Origin of the sequence: Kitasatospora sp. NPDC096147 (genome assembly GCF_044763225.1) — a bacterium.
Lineage (GTDB): Bacteria > Actinomycetota > Actinomycetes > Streptomycetales > Streptomycetaceae > Kitasatospora.
This window is the reverse complement of record NZ_JBIWFX010000021.1, coordinates 96,969-113,856: the sequence shown is the minus strand read 5'-3', so window position 1 is coordinate 113,856 and position 16,888 is coordinate 96,969. Positions and strand designations below refer to the sequence as shown.

The window sequence follows — 16,888 nt, the reverse complement described above, 5'->3', positions numbered from 1 at the left end:
CGGGGCCCCCCCCCCCCCCGCGGCCCCCCCCGCCCCGCCCGGGCCCCCCCCGCCCCGCCGCGCCCCCCCCCCGCGCCGGGCCCCCCCCCCCCCCCCCGGGGGGGGCGGGGCCCCCGGCTTCTCGTCAGCGCCAGCCGCTGGCGCGCCAGGCACCCGGGCCGCGCCGCTCCGGGGTGCGGCGCAGCCGCCCGCCCGGGTCGGAGCGGCCCTCGGGCCGGCTGCCGGGGCGGGTATCGGGGCGTGCCGCCGCCGTGGCGCTGCGGGCCTGCGCGAGCACCGCCAACGCGACCACCACGGCGGCCAGTTCCTCGTCGGTCGGCTCCCCGCGCTCGACCCGCAGGCCGGCCCCGGCGTACAGCGCCGTCACAGCGGGATGTTCCCGTGCTTGCGGGGCAGCCGGGTCTTGCGCTTGTCCCGGAGCAGCCGCAGTGCGCCGGCCACCTGGGCCCGGGTCTCGTGCGGCATGATCACCGCGTCCACGTAGCCCCGCTCCGCCGCGACGTACGGGTTGCACAGCGCGCGCTCGTACTCCGCCCGCAGGCGCTCGCGCTCCGCCGCCGGGTCCTCGGCCTGCTGGAGGGTCCGGCGGTGCAGCACGCTGACCGCGCTGTCCCCGCCCATGACGGCGATCTCCGCCGTCGGCCAGGCGAGGTTGACGTCGATGCCCAGGTGCTTGGAGCCCATCACGCCGTAGCCGCCGCCGTACGCCTTGCGGGTGATGACGGTGACCATCGGGACGGTGGCCTCCGCGTACGCGTAGATCATCTTCGCGCCCCGGCGGATGATGCCGCCCTGCTCCTGGTCCAGGCCGGGCATGAAGCCCGGCACGTCCACGAAGGTCAGCACCGGGACGTGGAAGGCGTCGCACATCCGGATGAAGCGGGCCGCCTTCTCGCTCGCGTCGATGTCGATCACCCCGGCCAGGTGCATCGGCTGGTTGGCCACCACGCCGACGCTGCGCCCGTCCACCCGGCCGAAGCCGCAGATCATGTTCCGGGCGAACAGCGGCTGCACCTCCAGCAGTTCGCCGTCGTCGAGCACGCCGTTCACCACCCGCAGCATGTCGTAAGGGCGGTTGCGGTCGTCCGGGATCAGCGTGTCGAGGGCCAGGTCGGTCGCGGTCACCCCGGCCGGCGCCTCGCCGGGGTAGACCGGCGGGTCCTCCATGTTGTTGGAGGGCAGGTAGCCGAGCAGCAGCCGGACGTACTCGAAGGCGTCCTTCTCGTCGGCCGCCAGGTAGTGCGCGTTGCCGGAGACGGTGTTGTGGCTGTACGCGCCGCCCAGCTCCTCGCGGTCCACGTCCTGGCCGGTGACGGTGCGCAGCACGTCGGGGCCGGTGACGAACATGTGCGAGATGCCGTCCACCATCACCACGAAGTCGGTGATCGCGGGAGCGTAGACCGCACCGCCCGCGCACGGCCCGGTCATCAGCGAGATCTGCGGGACCACGCCCGAGGCCTCCACGTGCCGCTTGACCAGCTCGGCGTAGAGGGCCAGCGAGACCACGCCCTCCTGGATGCGGGCGCCGCCGGAGTCGTTGATCCCGATGATCGGGGTGCCGGTGCGGGTCGCGAAGTCCATCACCTTGATGATCTTCTCGCCGTACACCTCGCCCAGGCTGCCCCCGAAGACGGTGAAGTCCTGGGCGAACAGGCAGACCTGACGCCCGTCCACCGTCCCGTAGCCCGTCACCACGCCGTCCCCGAGCGGCCGCGCGCTCTCCATCCCGAGGGTGTGGCAGCGGTGCCGGGCCAGCGCGTCGAACTCGACGAACGAGCCCGGATCGAGCAGGGCGTCGATCCGCTCACGGGCCGTCAGCTTGCCCTTCTCGTGCTGGCGCCGGACGGCTGCGGCGTCCACCGGCTCCAGCGCCTCGGCCCGCCGCCGGACCAGCTCCGCGTTCCGCTCGGCGGTCGTCCCCGCTCCGTGTCCGGACATGCCGGTCCCTTCCCTCGCACTCGTTGTGGTCATGGCAGCGTCACCACCTGGGCGGCGTACGCCAGTCCGGCGCCGAATCCGACCAGCAACGCGGTCCCGCCGCTGGGCAGTTCACCCCGGGAGAGCAGGTCGTCCATGGCGAGCGGGACGGAGGCCGCCGAGGTGTTGCCGGAGCGGGCGATGTCCCGTGCCACCACGGTGTGCGGGCCGAGCCCCAGCTTCTGGGCGGCGGCGTCCACGATCCTGACGTTGGCCTGGTGCGGGATGAACGCGGCGAGGTCCGCCGCCGTGATCCCGGCCGCGGCCAGCGCCCGGCCGCCGATCTCCGGCACCGTGCGGATCGCCCAGCGGAACACCTGCGGCCCGTCCATCCGCAGCGTCGGCCAGGGCGCCGGCTGCTCGCGGGCCTCCAGCCAGGACCGGTCCCGGGCGATCAGCTCGTGCCGGTCCCCCTCCGTCCCCCACACCACCGGGCCGACGCCGGGCACCGTGGAGGGCCCGAGCACCACGGCCCCCGCGCCGTCGCCGAAGATGAACGCGGTCTCCCGGTCGTACGGATCGACGATGTCGCTCATCCGCTCGGCGCCGATCACCACGACGTGGCGCACCGAGCCGGCCCGGATCAGCGAGTCGGCCAGGCCCAGCGCGTAGCAGAATCCCGCGCAGGCGGCGCTGATGTCGGTGCCCGCCGCGCTGCCCGCCCCCATCGCGTGGGCGATCGCGGGCGCAGCGGCGGACGCCCGGTCGAGGTAGGACATCGAGGCGAGCAGCACCAGGTCGACCTGGCCCGGGGCCACTCCGGCCTGGGCCAGCGCCTTGAGCCCCGCCTCGACGGCCATCGTGACCACCGTCTCCCCGGGGCCGGCGAAGTGCCGGGTGACGATGCCCGAACGCTTGCGGATCCACTCGTCGTCCGAGTCGATCCGGCGGCAGATCTCGTCGTTGCCGACCACCCGGGCCGGCCGGTAGGCGCCGACCCCGAGGATCCGGGAGCCCACCGCGCCCACCGGTGCGGTCAGTTGGCCTGCCACTGGTCCTCCTGTCCGGGGACGACCGCCTGGGCCAGCTCGCCCTCGGTGTACCGGGACCGGCACAGCCGCCGCTGCACCTTCCCGCTCGACGTCCTGGACAGCGCCCCGCGCCGGAGCACCACGACCTCGTCCGCCTCCAGCCGCTGGTTCTCCCAGACCGCGTCCCGTACCCGCTTGCGCAGCTCCCGCACGCCCGGCGACCTCAGCACCCGCCCGTCGGCCTCGACCAGCACCACCAGGCGCTCGGCGGCCGGGTCCGTCCCGTCCGTGACGGCGAAGGCCGCCGCGCAGTTGGGCCGCAGCCCCGGCACCGCGGTCTCGGCCGACAGCTCGATGTCCTGCGGGTAGTAGTTCCGCCCCTGACGGATGATCACGTCCTTGAGCCGGCCCGTGACGTACAGCTCGCCCTCGCGCAGGAAGCCCAGGTCCCCGGTCCGCAGGTACGTCCCGGCCTCCTCCTCCGCGATCCGGGCCCGGAAGGTCCGCTCGCTCTCCTCGGCGCGGCCCCGGTAGCCGGCGCCCACGCAGGGGCCGTCCACCCAGATCTCGCCGACCTCGCCGTCCGCGCGGGCCAGCCGGGTGGCCGGGTCGACGATCCGGACCACGGTGCCGGGCACCGTCACCCCGCTGCTCACCAGTGGCAGCGCGTCGGCCCCGGTCTCGCCGACCGGCTCGGCCCGGCCCTCGCGCAGCTCCCGGGCCGAGAGCCAGAGCACCCCGGCCTCGCGGTCCTGCGGACTGCCGGTGACCTTGAGGGTGTTCTCCGCCAGCCCGTACCCCGGGCACATCGCGCGGGCTGCGAAGCCGGCCGGTGCGAAGGTCTCGACGAAGGCCTGCACGGTCCGCCAGCGCACCGGCTCGGCGCCGTTCGCCGCCACCCGCCAGCTGGAGAGGTCCAACTCCGCGCCCGAGCCGTCCTCCTGGGCGGCCCGGACGCAGAGCTCGTAGGCGAAGCTGGGCGCCGCCGCGTGCGTGCCCCGGAACCGCGAGACCGCCTCCAGCCAGCGCGCCGGGCGGCGGATGAACGCCTCCGGCTCCATCATGTACGACGGCACCCCCGCCCAGAGCGGCAGCACCACGCCGAACAGCAGCCCCATGTCGTGGAAGAGCGGCAGCCAGGAGATCACCCGGGCGTCCCGGCCGCACGGCCAGAGCTCGTCCGTCTCGGCGGCGTTGGCGGCGAAGTTGGCGTGCGTGATCACCACGCCCTTCGGGTCCCCGGTGGACCCGGAGGTGTACTGGAGCAGCGCCGTCCCGTCGGCCGGCGGGCTGACGTACCGCCAGTCCTCGGCCGGCCCCGACGGGAGGGACTCGGTGTCGACCAGGGTCAGCCCGGCGAGCTCGGGCGCGTCGGCGAAGTTCTCCTCCAGCTCGCGCTTGACGGCGGTGGTGGTGAGCACCGTGACGGTCCCCGCGTCGTCCGCGACCCGGCGCAGCCGCGCCAGCCCCTGGCGGCGGCGCGGCACCTGCACCGGGGCGCCCGCCACACCCGCGTACATGCAGCCGAGCAGGGTCCGGACGAACTCCAGGCCGGACGGGTAGAGCAGCACCGCGTTCCGGCCGGCCGCGCCGGCCGCCGTCAGGTACGCCGCCCGGACCCGGGCGGCGTGGTCCAGCTGACGGTAGGTCAGGGTCTCCCGCGGCTCCTCGCCGTTGTGCAGGAAGACGTAGGCCGGCTGCTCGGGCTGCAGCCTGCTGCGCAGCCGCAGGGCGTCGGGGATGCTGCGCACCTCACCGGCCCCCAGGTCGGCACCGATCGTGCTCATGAGTCGGAGCTCCTTCCGGAACGGCGGAACGCGGGGGTGCGTGCGAAGATCGCCAGCAGCATTTCGGCGTTGGTCGTCATCCCCCGCAGTTCCGTGGCATCGTGGTCGCGCATTCTCTCGGCGACCTCTCGAACGGATTTGCCTGACATCGCGTACTCGGCCACCGGATCCATTCGCCCTCCCCGCGGAATGCAGTCAGGACCGACCCTAGGCGGCACGGCACACCGCCCCTCAAATGCCGGGTCACGGACCGGTAATCGTGGACGAATTACCGGCCGGGGAATTCGGGGAACGCGAAGGCGCCGGCCCCGGGTGTGGTCCACCCGGGGCCGGCGCCCCCGTCCGACGGTCCGTCAGGCGGTCGGGACGGGCCGGTCCACGGCCATCGTCCACTTGCCCTCGGCGTCGCGGAACAGCACGTCCGTGCAGGTGCCGTGCACCGTGTGGACGCCCTCGGGCCCCGGGATGTCCAGGGTGTAGTCCACGATGAGCAGCGAGGTGTCCCCCGTGGTGTAGGTCTGCTTGACCTCGGAGCGGATCTTCGGCCCGGTGGCCAGGAACTCCTTGAAGAAGGTGGTCCGCTCCGCTCCGGTGAGCGGCACGCCGGACATGTTGGAGATCGCGTCCGGCGCGTACATCGAGTCGAAGGCGGCCCCGTCGCCTTCGTTGAAGACCCGGATGAACAGCGCGTTCTGCAGGTCGGGGTCGTCCGGGATCGCGAAGTCGAAGGTGTCGGTCATGGTGCTGCTACTCCCGTTCTGCCGGTGGTCCGCACGGATTCCGGTGCGGCTGCTGGGTACTGCGACTGCTGGATACTGCGGGTGCAGGAGGTGCTGGGGGGGCACTGAGGGTTCTGCGGCTGCCGGGATCAGAGCAGCTGGGTGTCCGGGTCGAGGCCGAGCAGGACCCGCCCGTACACCTCGAGGTTCGGGTGCAGCAGGATCCAGCCGTGCAGGGCCAGGCCCTGGATGTCCCGGTGGAAGCGCTGCATCGGCACCGAGCGCTGGATCACGGTGGCCCCGCTGGCGCCGTGCAGGATCTCCACCGCCTCCTTGGCCAGCTGCGCGGCGTACGCGCTGTGCGCCCGCACCCGGGCCCGCTCCTCCAGCGTCGGTTCGGTCCCGGCGTCGGCGTGGGCCTGGAGCACGGTGTACAGGCCGTCGGCCAGCGCCTCGGCCGCCGCGATCTTGGTCGACGCGGTGGCGACCTGGATCTGGGTCAGCGGGTGCTGCGCCTGGTCGGTCCAGGAGGTGTAGCTGATGCCGCGTCCGGGGAGCCGCTCCACGAACAGCTCCAGGGCCCCCTTGGCGATGCCGAGGAAGGTGCCCACCGCTTGGGAGAACAGGAACCCGTACAGGCCGTAGGCCCGGCCGGTGCCGGCCTCCCCGGCGGCGGGCGGCTCGGCACCGGCCTCCTCGGCGGGCGGCTCGTCGAAGGTCACCACCCGGTGGGCGGGCACGAAGAGGTCCTGCACGGACGAGGTCGAGCTGCCGGTGGCGGCGAGCGCGGAGGTGTGCCAGTCGTCGGCGATGGTGAACTCGGCCATCGGCACCAGCGCGATGGCCTCGGTCACGCTGCCGTCCGGCCGCTCCAGGATCGCCATCGCCATGTTCCAATCGGCGCCCCGGCAGCCCGAGTTGAACCGCCAGCTGCCGCTGAGCCGGTACCCCTCGCCGTCCGGCGTCAGGGCACCGGACGGCGTGAAGCCGCCCGAGATCCGCACCGACGGGTCGGCGAACAGCTCCCGCTGGAGCTGCTCCGGGTAGAGGCCGGCCATCCACGCGCTGGACGCCCAGACCATCGCGACCCAGCTGCTGGAGGCGCAGCCGCGGGCGATCTCCGCCAGCACCTCCGCCTGGTCCGCGAGCGAGAGTTCGAGGCCGCCGAAGACCCTGGGCGTCGCGATCCGGAATACCCCGGCCTTTTCCAGCAGGTCCAGGTTCTCGTCCGGTATCCACCGCCGGCTCTCCGCCTCCGCCCCGTTCTCCCGGAGTTTGGGAACGATCTCCCGCACGGCCTTCAGCACGGTCTCCGTCTCGATGCCTGTGATTTCCATTCCGCCTCTTCGCCCATCCCGTTGTCGCTGCCGAATACCCGGAAGTCTCACTCCGACCGTTCCCGCACCCGGTCATGACGCGGTAACCTCGCGCTCTCCTCCCGACGGTTAGTCGGCGATGACCTGCCGGTGAGTCGGCGGCAGCCGCCGGGGCACCGTCGGAAGGGTACGCACTTGAATGTAAGTACTTGCCCGCACCGGGGCTGCGGGTTAGCTTCGACCCCGACCGCGCCAATCGACGGATGACAATCCCGTCCGAGGCCGCCGGACCGGCCGGCGCGGATTTATCGAACGTAATTGCTGCACTCAAGGAGAAGGCTGCTATGGCGGACGAAACCCGCACTCCCGTAACCGTCCTGGGCCTCGGCCTGATGGGCACTGCCCTGGCTGCCGCATTCGTCAAGGCCGGTCACCCGACCACCGTCTGGAACCGCTCCGCCGGCAAGGCGGACGCCTTGGTCGCCCAGGGTGCGGTCGAGGCCGCGAGCGTGGCCGACGCGGTGGCGGCCAGCCCGGTGGTGGTGGCCTGCCTGCTCGACTACGACGCCGTGCACGAGGTGATCGGCCCGGTCACCGGGGCGCTCCAGGGCAAGCTCCTGGTCAACCTCACCTCCGGCCTGCCGGAGGACGCGCGCCAGGCCGCCGCCCAGGCCGCGGAGCTCGGTGTGGACTACCTGGACGGGACCGTGATGACCGTCCCGCCGATGGTCGGCCAGCCGCAGACGCTGCTGTTCTACGGCGGCTCGCGGACCGCGTTCGACGCCCACCAGCCCACCCTGTCGGTGCTGGGCGGCAACAGCGTCTTCCTGAGCGAGGACGCCGGCGTCGCCGCGCTCTACGACCTGGCGCTGCTGGGCATCCTGTGGTCGACCCTGACCAGCGCCCTGCACGGGTTCGCCCTGGTGGGCTCCGAGAAGATCCCGGCGGCGGCGCTGCTGCCGTTCGCCGAGGCCTGGATCACCCACGTCGCGCTGCCGAGCATCGCCGGGGCGGCCCAGCAGATCGACGCGGGCCAGTTCGGCAACGCCGTCTCCACCGTGGCGCTCAACCAGATCGGCCTGGCCAAGATGGTGAAGGCCAGCAAGGCGCAGGGCATCCGCCCCGACCTGATGGTGCCCATCCAGGGCCTGCTGGACCAGCGGGTCGCCGACGGCCACGGCGCCGACGGCCTGGCCAGTCTGATCGAGGTCATCCGCAAGCCGGAGGCCACCGCCTGATGCGGTGACGACGTACAGCCCAGCGGTCAGGCCCGACGTGTTCCACGTCGGGCCTGACCGCTGTTTCCGTTCCGGATTCCCTGCACAATCGGAATCGGGCCGTACGGTTCATTCTCCGGGGCTTCCCGGGAAAGCCTTGATCAGGCCACGAATCGTCCGGAACCGATACCACGAGAGTGCCCGGGTAGTTACCAAAAAGTCAGTACTTACCTTAAGGTCTGTCAGGTGAGATCGTTCGAGGGGCGTAGACGAATCACCTGGCCAGCCACAGCCGCCGGTCGTCCCGCACCGATGTAAGCGACTTAGGGGGATTCCGTGAAGTTCCGTGTACTCGGTCCGCTGGAAATTTCCGACGCCTCCGGCCCCATCGCGTTAGGGGGAGTCAAGCAGCGGGCGACCCTCGGTTTCCTGCTCCTCCAGCCCAACCGCGTGGTGCCCACCAGTCAGTTGCTCAACGCCCTCTGGCCGATCGACGACGCTCCGGCCTCCGCCCGCAAGATCCTCCAGAACGCGGTCTGGGGACTCCGGCAGCTGCTGTCCTCCGGCCAGGACGACCAGCAGCAGCCGGCCGCCCTGCTGACCCAGGCCCCCGGATACCGGCTCCAGGTCGCCCCGGAGGCGATCGACCTGCACCGCTACCAGCGGCAGGTCGAGGAGGGCCGGGCGAAGCTGGCGGCCGGCGAGCCCGGACGCGCTGCGGGGCTGCTGCGCGAGGCACTCGCACTCTGGCACGGCGCCGCGCTGGCCGACCTGGTGGAGACCGGGGTGAGCTGGCCGGAGCTGACGACCATTCAGAACGCCCGGCTGGACGCCATGGAGGACTGCTTCGAGGCCGAGCTGGCCTGCGGGCGGCACCACGAGGTGCTGCCGGAGCTGGAGGCGATGGCCACCACGGCGAGCCTGCGCGAGCGCTCGTACGGCCAGCTGGTGCTCGCGCTGTACCGCTGCGGACGGCAGGCGGACGCGCTGAACGCCTACAGCCGGCTGCGGGCCGCACTGGTGGAGGAGCTCGGGCTGGAGCCCAGCCGGGAGTTGCAGGCCCTGCAGCAGGCCATCCTCAACCACGACCCCGGGCTCAACCTGGAGGCGTCCGAGACCGCCCCGGCCCTCATCGAGCACCGGTGGGCCGGACCGGAGCCACGGGCCGCGGCTCCCGCCGAGGAGGCGCCGCCGCGCACCGCCCCGGCCCCGTCGTCCCCCGCCGGGCCCGCCCCGGACGGCCGGGCGGGGGACGGCCGGGCGTCCGAAGGCCGGGCATCCGAGGGGCGGGCGGTGACGGCGGGCCGGGAGGAGGTCAGCGTGCTCATCATGCGCACCAGCCTGGACGTGGAGCTGCACAGTGACACCCCGTCGGACATTGACGAAATTCTGGATGACATGTCCTGGATGATCCAGGAGCACGTCCAGCACTTCGGCGGTGTCGTCGCGGCCTCGATCGGGTCGGTCTCGCTCGCCCTCTTCAAGGGCCGCCAGGGCGTCGGCCACGAGGAGGGCGCGGTGCTCGCCGCGATGGCGATCCGGGACGGCTTCGGCGCGGCGGCCGGCCTGTTGGCCCACTCCTCCCCGGCCGGGCAGCAGCCCGAGTTCCACGCCGCGGTGGCCACCGGCGGCGCGCTCGTGCGCTACCACCCCGATGAACCGGACGTGCCGGCCTCGATCACCGGGAGCCTGCTCGACCGCTGCCAGCAGTTGCTCGACCTCACCCCCGACGGCGAGCTGTGGGCCTGCGGCACCACCCGCCGGATGACCGGCTCGCTGGTCGCCTACGGCGAGACCCCGGTCTTCGACGACGGCGAGACCTCCGGCTGGCTGGTCAACGGCCCCCGGCGCGGGCAGCTCGCGCACGACGGCCTGCCGACGATCGAGCGCGAGCTCGAACTCGACCTGCTGCGCGGCGTGCTGGACCGCACCCGGATCCGCTCGATGCCGCACCTGGTGACCGTGCTCGGCGACCGGGGGATCGGCAAGACCAAGTTCCTGACCGAATTCCAGCGGATGGTCGCCGACTGTCCGAGCCCCGTCCGCATCCTGGCCAGCCACGCCCCGGCGGCCGGCGACGGGAGCATCACGGCCACCCAGACCGAGATCCTCCGGTCGTACTGCGGGATCACCCCCGCCGACTCCCCCTCGACCGCCCGGACGAAGCTCGCCGAGGTGCTCGACCGGCTGGTCGGCCCGGCGGAGTCCGAGTGGCTGCTGCCCTGTCTGTCCTCCCTGGTCGACCCGGCGGTCGCCGCGCTCCCGGACGGGCCGGAGGCCGCCGCCGACGCGCCGACCGCCTCCGAGGCGTGGTGCCGGCTCGTCACGGAGATCGCCATCACCGGGCCGCTGCTGGTGGTGATCGACGACCTGCACAACGCCGACGAGGCCCTGCTCGACCTGGTGGACCGCTTCGCCGAGATCTCCGGCCCGATCCCGCTCCTGGTGGTGGCAGCCGCCGGACCGGAGCTGCTCAGGCGGCGGCCCGGCTGGGGCGGCGGCCGGCGGCACGCCACCACGATCACCCTGGAACCGCTCTCCGACACCGCCATCGACCGCCTGCTGGACCTCGTCCTGCCCAGCTCCCGGACCAGCCCGCGCAACTCGGCCACCTGGTTCCGCAAGGCCGTCCGGGCCGGCACCGCAGCGGTCCCGAACGACCAGCGCCGGCACGCCCGCACCCGGCTCCGGACGGGCGTCACCCTGGAGCCCGCCCCGCCCTGGCCGCTGCTGGTACCGCGCGCCGGCTGACCCACCGTCAACCCGTCCTCCGGGCACCGACCGTCCCCCGGCCGCAGCCCGGCAAATCCGGCAGATCCGGCAGATCCGGCCGTGGCCGGGCCCCCGCCCTGAGCGGGGACCCGGCCACGGCCGGAGGTGCGTGCGGGTCAGGCCCAGCTGGAGTGCAGCGGCTTGCCCTCGGCGTAGCCGGCGGCGCTCTGGACGCCGACGATCGCCTTCTCGTGGAACTCCTCCAGGCTGCGCGCGCCCGCGTAGGTGCAGGAGCTGCGGACGCCGGCCACGATCGAGTCGATCAGGTCCTCGACGCCCGGGCGGGCCGGGTCGATGAACATCCGGGAGGTGGAGATGCCCTCCTCGAAGAGCGCCTTGCGGGCCCGGTCGTAGGCAGACTCCTCGGAGGTGCGGTTGCGGACGGCGCGGGCCGAGGCCATGCCGAAGCTCTCCTTGTACTGGCGGCCATGGGCGTCGGTGTGCAGGTCACCGGGCGACTCGTAGGTGCCGGCGAACCAGGAGCCGATCATCACGTTGGAGGCGCCGGCGGCCAGCGCCATCGCCACGTCGCGCGGGTGGCGGACGCCGCCGTCGGCCCACACGTGCTTGCCGAGTCGGCGCGCCTCGGCGGCACACTCGAGCACGGCGGAGAACTGCGGGCGGCCCACGCCGGTCATCATCCGGGTGGTGCACATGGCGCCGGGGCCGACACCGACCTTGAGGATGTCCGCGCCGGCCTCGACCAGGTCGCGGACACCGGCGGCGGAGACCACGTTGCCCGCCACGATCGGGATCTGCGGGTCGAGGCCGCGCACGGCGCGCAGCGCGCTGATCATCGACTCCTGGTGGCCGTGCGCGGTGTCGACCACCAGCACGTCGGCCCCGGCCTCGATCAGCGCCTTGGCCTTGCCGGCCACGTCGCCGTTGATGCCGACGGTGGCGGCGATCCGCAGCTTGCCGGCCGGGTCGGTGGCGGGGGTGTAGAGGGTGGCGCGCAGCGCGTTCTTGCGGGTCAGGATGCCGACCAGGGTGCCGTCGGCGGCGACCACGGGGGCCAGCTTGCGGTGGGCCTCGTTCAGCTTCTCGAACGCGGCACGCGGGTCGATGCCCTCCTCCAGCAGGAGCAGGTCACGGCTCATCACCTCGGAGAGGCTGGTGAACCGGTCCACGCCCTGGCAGTCCGACTCGGTGACCACGCCGACCGGCCGGCCCTGCTCGACCACCACGAGCGCGTTGTGCGCGCGCTTGGGGAGCAGCGAGAGCGCGTCGGCGACGGTGTCGCCCGGGCTCAGGGTGAGCGCGGTGTCGTGCACCAGGTGACGCTGCTTGACCCAGCCGATGACGTCGGCGATGACCTCGGTCGGGATGTCCTGCGGGATGGCGACCAGGCCGCCGCGGCGGGCGACGGTCTCGGCCATCCGGCGGCCGGCGATGGCGGTCATGTTGGCGACCACCAGCGGGATGGTGGTGCCGCTGCCGTCGTTGGACGCGAGGTCGACGGCCTGCCGGGAGCCCACCGACGAGCGGCTGGGGACCATGAAGACGTCGTCGTACGTGAGGTCGTAAGCGGGCGACTGGTCGTTCAGGAAGCGCATGAAAGGGGCTCTCTGGCTGGGAGGAGGTAGACCTCGGGCGCGGTTGCGGTCTGGCCGCCGGGCGCCTTCGGGCGCCCCGCACCCAACCGTCGATTCTGATGGATACCCCCGTCGAAAGCCAGTTCACACGGATTCGTTGAAGCTCCGCACAAGCTCGCCCGGGCGGCCCAGTGGCAGGCCTGGATGATCCTACAGACGCGCAGGTCAGTACCCGCGCCAGTGGCTGCCGTAGCCGCGGGCGCCGGCCATCTTGTCCATGCCGCCGTAGACCGCGTCGCAGTAGCGCGAGCTGGCGATCAGGTTGTCGACCGGGTTGGTGATGTCGGTGTGGCCGGCCAGCGCGTACGCCTTGAAGGTCGGCTTGATCATCTGGGTCAGGCCGATCGAGGGGGTGCCGGCTGCGGCGTTGGAGTCCCAGCCGTTGACGGCCTTCGGGTTGCCGGTGGACTCGGCCATCGCGGTGGCCTGCATCGCGCGGTAGGACGGCACCGGCTTGCCGGCGGCGGCCAGCACGTCGCGGGCCTCCTTGATCCAGCCGTCCAGGTTGTTCGCGTAGATGGGCGCGGCCGGAGCGGCGGGCTCGGCGGGAGCGGCCTGCTCGGCGGGCGCGGGCGCGGGCGCGGCCTCGGCCGGGGCCTGCGCGGGGGCGGCCTGCTCGGCGGGGGCCTGCTCGGCGGTGGCGGCGACCGGCTGCGCGGACGGGGCGGGGGAGGCCACCGCCTGGGCCACGGGGGCTGCGACGCTCAGGGCGACCGCACCGGCGATCCCGAGGCCGAGCACCTTGTTGGGCAGCCGGTCGTAGCGTATTCGGGTCCGGCGGTGGCGGTTGCGGGTGTTCGCGGACATGGCGGAGTACCTCCGGGACGGGGGACGGGAGAGGGCGCCGCACCTCGGGGCGCTCTTCGAGACTGCGGGACCGCCACCCGCCCGGGCAAGCCCCGCCGATTCCCGTGACCCACTCCACAACCGGCCCCAACTCCCGCGCACACAAGGGTGGGTGACGCCCCGTCAGCAGCTCCGCGGGCGGAGCTGTGAAGGACGTCACCCACGCCGAGGGACCCCTGTCCCCGTGACCTTCGCCTCTCGGCGCCTTTATTCCGTCACCCTCCGGTGGCGCGGCCACCACACCGTGTCGCCCAGGTCGCGGACCAGGGCCGGCACCAGCAGCGAGCGGACCAGCAGGGTGTCGAGCAGCACACCGAAGGCCACGATGAAGGCGATCTGGGCCAGGAAGGCGAGCGGGATCACTCCCAGCGCCGCGAAGGTCGCGGCCAGCACCACCCCGGCCGAGGTGATCACCCCGCCGGTCGCGGTCAGACCGCGCAGCACGCCCTCGCGGGTGCCGTGCCGCAGTGACTCCTCCCGGACCCGGGTCATGAGGAAGATGTTGTAGTCCACCCCGAGCGCGACCAGGAAGACGTAGCCGTAGAGGGGGACGGAGGGGTCGGTGGCCTCGAAGCCGAAGACGTGCGGGAAGACCAGCGCGCTGACCCCGAGGGTGGCCAGGTAGGAGAGCAGCACGGTGGCGGCCAGCAGCACCGGGGCGAGCACCGAGCGCAGCAGCAGGACCAGCACGACCAGGATGCAGAGCAGCACGGCCGGCACGATCACCTTGCGGTCGTGCGCGGCGGTGGTGCGGGTGTCGTACTGCTGGGCGGTGTAGCCGCCGACCTTGGCCCCGGCCTCCGGGACGGCGTGCACCGCCTCCCGCAGCCGCTGGACGGTGGTCACCGCCGCGTCGCTGTCGGCCGGGTCGGCGAGGGTGGCATCCAGCCGGACCAGGCCGTCGACCTCCCGGGGCGCGGCAGTGGTGGCACCGCCGGTGGGGGCGCCGCCGGTGTAGGGGCGGACGGCGGCCACGCCGGGGACGCTGCGGGCGGCGGTCGCGACCTCGTCGGCGCGGTCGGCGCGGGTGGTGATCTGGGCCGGGTTGCCGGTGCCGCCGGGGAAGTGGGCGGAGAGCAGGCGCTGGGCGGCGACCGAGGGCTGCTCCTTGACGAAGAGTTCGGTCTGCGGGACGCCGCCGGAGTCCAGCAGCGGGGCGAACGCGGCGCAGGCGGCCAGCGCCACCAGCGAGGCGGCCCAGACCGGCCGGGGCCGGCGGCCGACCAGGGCGGCGATCCGGTGCCAGACGGGGTGGGCGCCGTCACCGGTCCGGGCGGGGCGGGCCGGCCAGTAGGCGGCACGGCCGAGCAGCACCAAGGCGGCGGGGAGGAAGGTGAGTGCGGAGAGCACGGCGCAGACGATGCCGATCGCACCGACCGGGCCGAGCGCCTGGTTGTTCGTCAGGTCCGAGAGCAGCAGCACCAGCAGGCCGAGCGCGACCGTCGCGCCGGAGGCGGCCACCGGCTCCAGCGAGCGCCGCCAGGCGACCCGCATCGCGGCGAACCGGTCGGCGTGCAGCGGGAGTTCCTCGCGGTAGCGGGCCGCGATCAGCAGGGCGTAGTCGGTGGCGGCGCCGATCACCAGGATGGAGAGCAGGCCCTGCACCTGGCCGTCGACCCGGACCACGCCGTGGTCGGCCAGCAGGTAGACCAGTGCGCAGGCGACCGCCAGGGCGAACACGGCCGAGACGATCACCAGCAGCGGCAGCACCACGCTGCGGTAGACCGCCAGCAGGATCACCAGCACCACGCCCAGGGCGACCAGGAGCAGCAGCCCGTCGATCCCGGCGAAGGCGCCGGAGAGGTCGGCGAGCACGGCGGCCGGGCCGGCCACCCCGGCGGTGGCGCCGGGGACCGCGTCGGCCAATTCGCGGATCTGACGGATGCTCTCCTTGGTCTCCTTGCCGAGATCGGCCCGGAGTTGGACCACGCCTTGGACGGCCCGGCCGTCGGCGGAGTCCAGCAGCGGGGAGGCCTGCCCGGTCGCCCCGGGCACGGCGGCGGCCGCCGTCAGCGCGGCACCCGCCGCGTCCCGGACGGGCCCTTCGACCCGGCCGGTGTCGGCCTCCCAGACGATCACCACGGGCAGCGTGGTGCCGGTCTGGAAGCGGGCGGCCAGCGCGGCCACTTCGGTGGATTCGGCGGAGCGCGGCAGGAAGGCCGCGCCGTCGTTGGTGGAGACCTCGGAGAGGCGGCCGGCGTAGGAGCCGAAGGCTCCGCCGAGGCCGAGCCAGCAGACCAGGAGCAGGACGGGGACCAGGAGTCGTCGGTAGCGCACGGCGCGAGGATATCTCAATCATCGAGAGATCTCGCGGGGAGCCGTCCGGAGGTACGGCGGCGAGCCGGCGTCGGAGCCCGGCGCCATGCGCTCTGCGCTCTGCTCGGCGGGGAGGTACGGGGCCGCGCGGGTGGTGCGGGCGGGTGGTGCGGCGCCGCGCGGCGCGCTGGTCATAGGCTGGGATCCCCCGATCACGGAAGGCCGTCTTGTCCGAGCACGCCCCCTCCCCCGACAGCCGGGCCTTCGCCCTGCAACTCCAGGCGCTGGCCGCCGAGATGAACCTGCTGGGCCACGACTTCGCCGCCGGGCAGGGCCTGCACACCACCGATGTGCAGGCCCTGCTGGCGATCGTCCGGTCCGCCACCGCCGAGGGGGATCCCGGGATGACACCGGGGCGGCTGCGGAGCGAACTGGCGCTCACCTCGGGCGCGGTGAGCGCCTGCCTGGACCGGCTGGAGCGCGCCGGCCACGTCGAACGGAGCCGGGACGAGGCGGACGGCCGCCAGGTGAGGATCCGTCACCGGCCCGGCGCGGCGCAGCTCGCGGGGAGCTGGTTCCGACCGGTGGCCGAGCGGACCGAGCGGGTGCGGGCCGAGTTCGGGCCCGAGGAGCAGGCCGTGGTCTCCCGCTTCCTGGCCCGGATCACCGAGGAACTGGAGGGGCTGCGGATCGAACGGCGGACCCCCGGGGCCGGTACGCACTGACCCCGGGGGCTGCCGGACGGCCCGTCAGGAGGCGGGCATCAGGACGGTGTCGATGATGTAGACGGTGGCGTTGGAGGTCTGGACGTTGCCGCAGAGCACCTTGGCGTTGCCGTTGACGGTGAAGTCCTGGCCGCTGCCGGTGACCTTGAGGTCGGTGCCCTGGAGGGTCTTGTGGGTCCCGTCCAGGGTGGTCGGGGTCAGCCGGTCCGGGGTCACGTGGTAGGTCAGGATCGAGGTGAGCTTGGCCTTGTCGGCCAGCACCGCGTCCAGGGTCTCCTTCGGGATCTTGGCGAAGGCGTCGTTGGTGGGCGCGAACACGGTGATGTTGTTCGCCGAGTTGAGGGTGTCCACCAGGCCGGCCTGCTTGACCGCCGTCACCAGGGTGGAGAGCAGCGGGTTGTTGGAGGCGGCGGTGGCGACCGGGTCCTTCGCCATGCCGGTGAAGCTGCCCGCCCCGTCCTTCGGCACGGCCGAACAGGCGGTGCCGAAGGGGGCGTCCGCGGCCATCGCGGTGCCCGAGGAGGAGGTCATCGGCGAGGACGAACTCGACGGTGTGGACGAGGACTTGGAGGACGAGTCCGAGTCGCTGCCGCAGGCGGTGAGTCCGAACACCAGGGTGCCGGCGGCCAGCAGGGCAGCGAGGGAGGTGGTGCGGCGAGCGGTGCGGATGGACATGGTTCCTGCTCCTTGGATCATCGTGACGGGTC

General features: G+C 73.2%; 14 protein-coding genes. 3 read left to right on the top strand and 11 right to left on the bottom strand.

From position 1 onward, the window contains the following. Window positions 1-124: 124 nt before the first annotated feature. The 7 genes from ACIRBX_RS36255 to ACIRBX_RS36225 all read right to left on the bottom strand — a co-directional run bounded on the left by ACIRBX_RS36255 (window position 125) and on the right by ACIRBX_RS36225 (window position 6,791). Window positions 125-367: an acyl-CoA carboxylase epsilon subunit gene (locus ACIRBX_RS36255; RefSeq protein WP_402304180.1), complete on the bottom strand. Its 243-nt coding sequence runs from the start codon at window positions 365-367 to the stop codon at window positions 125-127. Next, window positions 364-1,938 (bottom strand): acyl-CoA carboxylase subunit beta, encoded by a 1,575-nt coding sequence (locus ACIRBX_RS36250; protein ID WP_402304177.1) that lies wholly within the window; start codon window positions 1,936-1,938, stop codon window positions 364-366. The genes ACIRBX_RS36255 and ACIRBX_RS36250 overlap by 4 nt, the downstream gene beginning before the upstream one ends. A 29-nt stretch (window positions 1,939-1,967) precedes the next feature. Beyond that, window positions 1,968-2,969, bottom strand: a complete 1,002-nt coding sequence (locus ACIRBX_RS36245; protein WP_402304174.1) for a beta-ketoacyl-ACP synthase III — start codon at window positions 2,967-2,969, stop codon at window positions 1,968-1,970. After that, window positions 2,954-4,735: a fatty acyl-AMP ligase gene (locus tag ACIRBX_RS36240; RefSeq protein ID WP_402304171.1), complete on the bottom strand. Its 1,782-nt coding sequence runs from the start codon at window positions 4,733-4,735 to the stop codon at window positions 2,954-2,956. Before ACIRBX_RS36240 ends, ACIRBX_RS36245 begins: the two co-directional genes overlap by 16 nt. Continuing rightward, window positions 4,732-4,908: a hypothetical protein gene (locus ACIRBX_RS36235; RefSeq protein WP_402304169.1), complete on the bottom strand. Its 177-nt coding sequence runs from the start codon at window positions 4,906-4,908 to the stop codon at window positions 4,732-4,734. The genes ACIRBX_RS36240 and ACIRBX_RS36235 overlap by 4 nt, the downstream gene beginning before the upstream one ends. A gap of 180 nt (window positions 4,909-5,088) precedes the next feature. Continuing rightward, the gene (locus tag ACIRBX_RS36230; protein ID WP_402304166.1) at window positions 5,089-5,475 is read right to left on the bottom strand and encodes a YybH family protein; all 387 of its coding nucleotides are present in this window, start codon (window positions 5,473-5,475) and stop codon (window positions 5,089-5,091) included. Between the two features lie 128 nt (window positions 5,476-5,603). Then, window positions 5,604-6,791, bottom strand: coding sequence for an acyl-CoA dehydrogenase family protein (locus tag ACIRBX_RS36225; RefSeq protein ID WP_402304163.1), 1,188 nt, complete (start codon window positions 6,789-6,791; stop codon window positions 5,604-5,606). A gap of 323 nt (window positions 6,792-7,114) precedes the next feature. Here ACIRBX_RS36225 and ACIRBX_RS36220 point away from each other — a divergent pair, with 323 nt between their 5' ends. Then, window positions 7,115-8,008, top strand: coding sequence for an NAD(P)-dependent oxidoreductase (locus tag ACIRBX_RS36220; protein ID WP_402304160.1), 894 nt, complete (start codon window positions 7,115-7,117; stop codon window positions 8,006-8,008). Between the two features lie 315 nt (window positions 8,009-8,323). Then, entirely contained in the window at window positions 8,324-10,738 is a 2,415-nt protein-coding gene (locus ACIRBX_RS36215) for a BTAD domain-containing putative transcriptional regulator (RefSeq protein ID WP_402304158.1), read from the top strand. 137 nt (window positions 10,739-10,875) lie between these two features. Here ACIRBX_RS36215 and ACIRBX_RS36210 read toward each other — a convergent pair whose 3' ends face one another. From ACIRBX_RS36210 to ACIRBX_RS36200, 3 genes are all read right to left on the bottom strand, one after another. Beyond that, a complete protein-coding gene (locus ACIRBX_RS36210; protein ID WP_402304155.1) occupies window positions 10,876-12,315 on the bottom strand; it encodes a GuaB1 family IMP dehydrogenase-related protein in 1,440 nt (479 codons plus the stop codon). Window positions 12,316-12,519: 204 nt separating this feature from the next. Beyond that, a complete protein-coding gene (locus ACIRBX_RS36205; RefSeq protein ID WP_402304152.1) occupies window positions 12,520-13,161 on the bottom strand; it encodes a transglycosylase SLT domain-containing protein in 642 nt (213 codons plus the stop codon). Window positions 13,162-13,407: 246 nt separating this feature from the next. Beyond that, window positions 13,408-15,477: an MMPL family transporter gene (locus ACIRBX_RS36200; protein WP_402304150.1), complete on the bottom strand. Its 2,070-nt coding sequence runs from the start codon at window positions 15,475-15,477 to the stop codon at window positions 13,408-13,410. A gap of 206 nt (window positions 15,478-15,683) precedes the next feature. Here ACIRBX_RS36200 and ACIRBX_RS36195 point away from each other — a divergent pair, with 206 nt between their 5' ends. Further along, window positions 15,684-16,181 carry a MarR family winged helix-turn-helix transcriptional regulator gene (locus ACIRBX_RS36195; protein ID WP_402304148.1) on the top strand — a complete coding sequence of 166 codons (498 nt, stop codon included), beginning with the start codon at window positions 15,684-15,686 and terminating at the stop codon, window positions 16,179-16,181. Window positions 16,182-16,205: 24 nt separating this feature from the next. On the opposite strand, the gene ACIRBX_RS36190 is transcribed toward ACIRBX_RS36195, so the two are convergent. Continuing rightward, window positions 16,206-16,850: a fasciclin domain-containing protein gene (locus ACIRBX_RS36190; RefSeq protein WP_402304194.1), complete on the bottom strand. Its 645-nt coding sequence runs from the start codon at window positions 16,848-16,850 to the stop codon at window positions 16,206-16,208. Between the last annotated feature and the right edge of the window lie 38 nt (window positions 16,851-16,888).

Excerpts from the sequence above, each read along its gene's own strand:
- ACIRBX_RS36250 (WP_402304177.1), bottom strand. The coding sequence starts at position 1,938 with ATGTCCGGACACGGAGCGGGGACGACCGCCGAGCGGAACGCGGAGCTG.
- ACIRBX_RS36240 (WP_402304171.1), bottom strand. The coding sequence starts at position 4,735 with ATGAGCACGATCGGTGCCGACCTGGGGGCCGGTGAGGTGCGCAGCATC.
- ACIRBX_RS36235 (WP_402304169.1), bottom strand. The coding sequence starts at position 4,908 with ATGGATCCGGTGGCCGAGTACGCGATGTCAGGCAAATCCGTTCGAGAG.
- ACIRBX_RS36230 (WP_402304166.1), bottom strand. The coding sequence starts at position 5,475 with ATGACCGACACCTTCGACTTCGCGATCCCGGACGACCCCGACCTGCAG.
- ACIRBX_RS36225 (WP_402304163.1), bottom strand. The coding sequence starts at position 6,791 with ATGGAAATCACAGGCATCGAGACGGAGACCGTGCTGAAGGCCGTGCGG.
- ACIRBX_RS36220 (WP_402304160.1), top strand. The coding sequence starts at position 7,115 with ATGGCGGACGAAACCCGCACTCCCGTAACCGTCCTGGGCCTCGGCCTG.
- ACIRBX_RS36210 (WP_402304155.1), bottom strand. The coding sequence starts at position 12,315 with ATGCGCTTCCTGAACGACCAGTCGCCCGCTTACGACCTCACGTACGAC.
- ACIRBX_RS36205 (WP_402304152.1), bottom strand. The coding sequence starts at position 13,161 with ATGTCCGCGAACACCCGCAACCGCCACCGCCGGACCCGAATACGCTAC.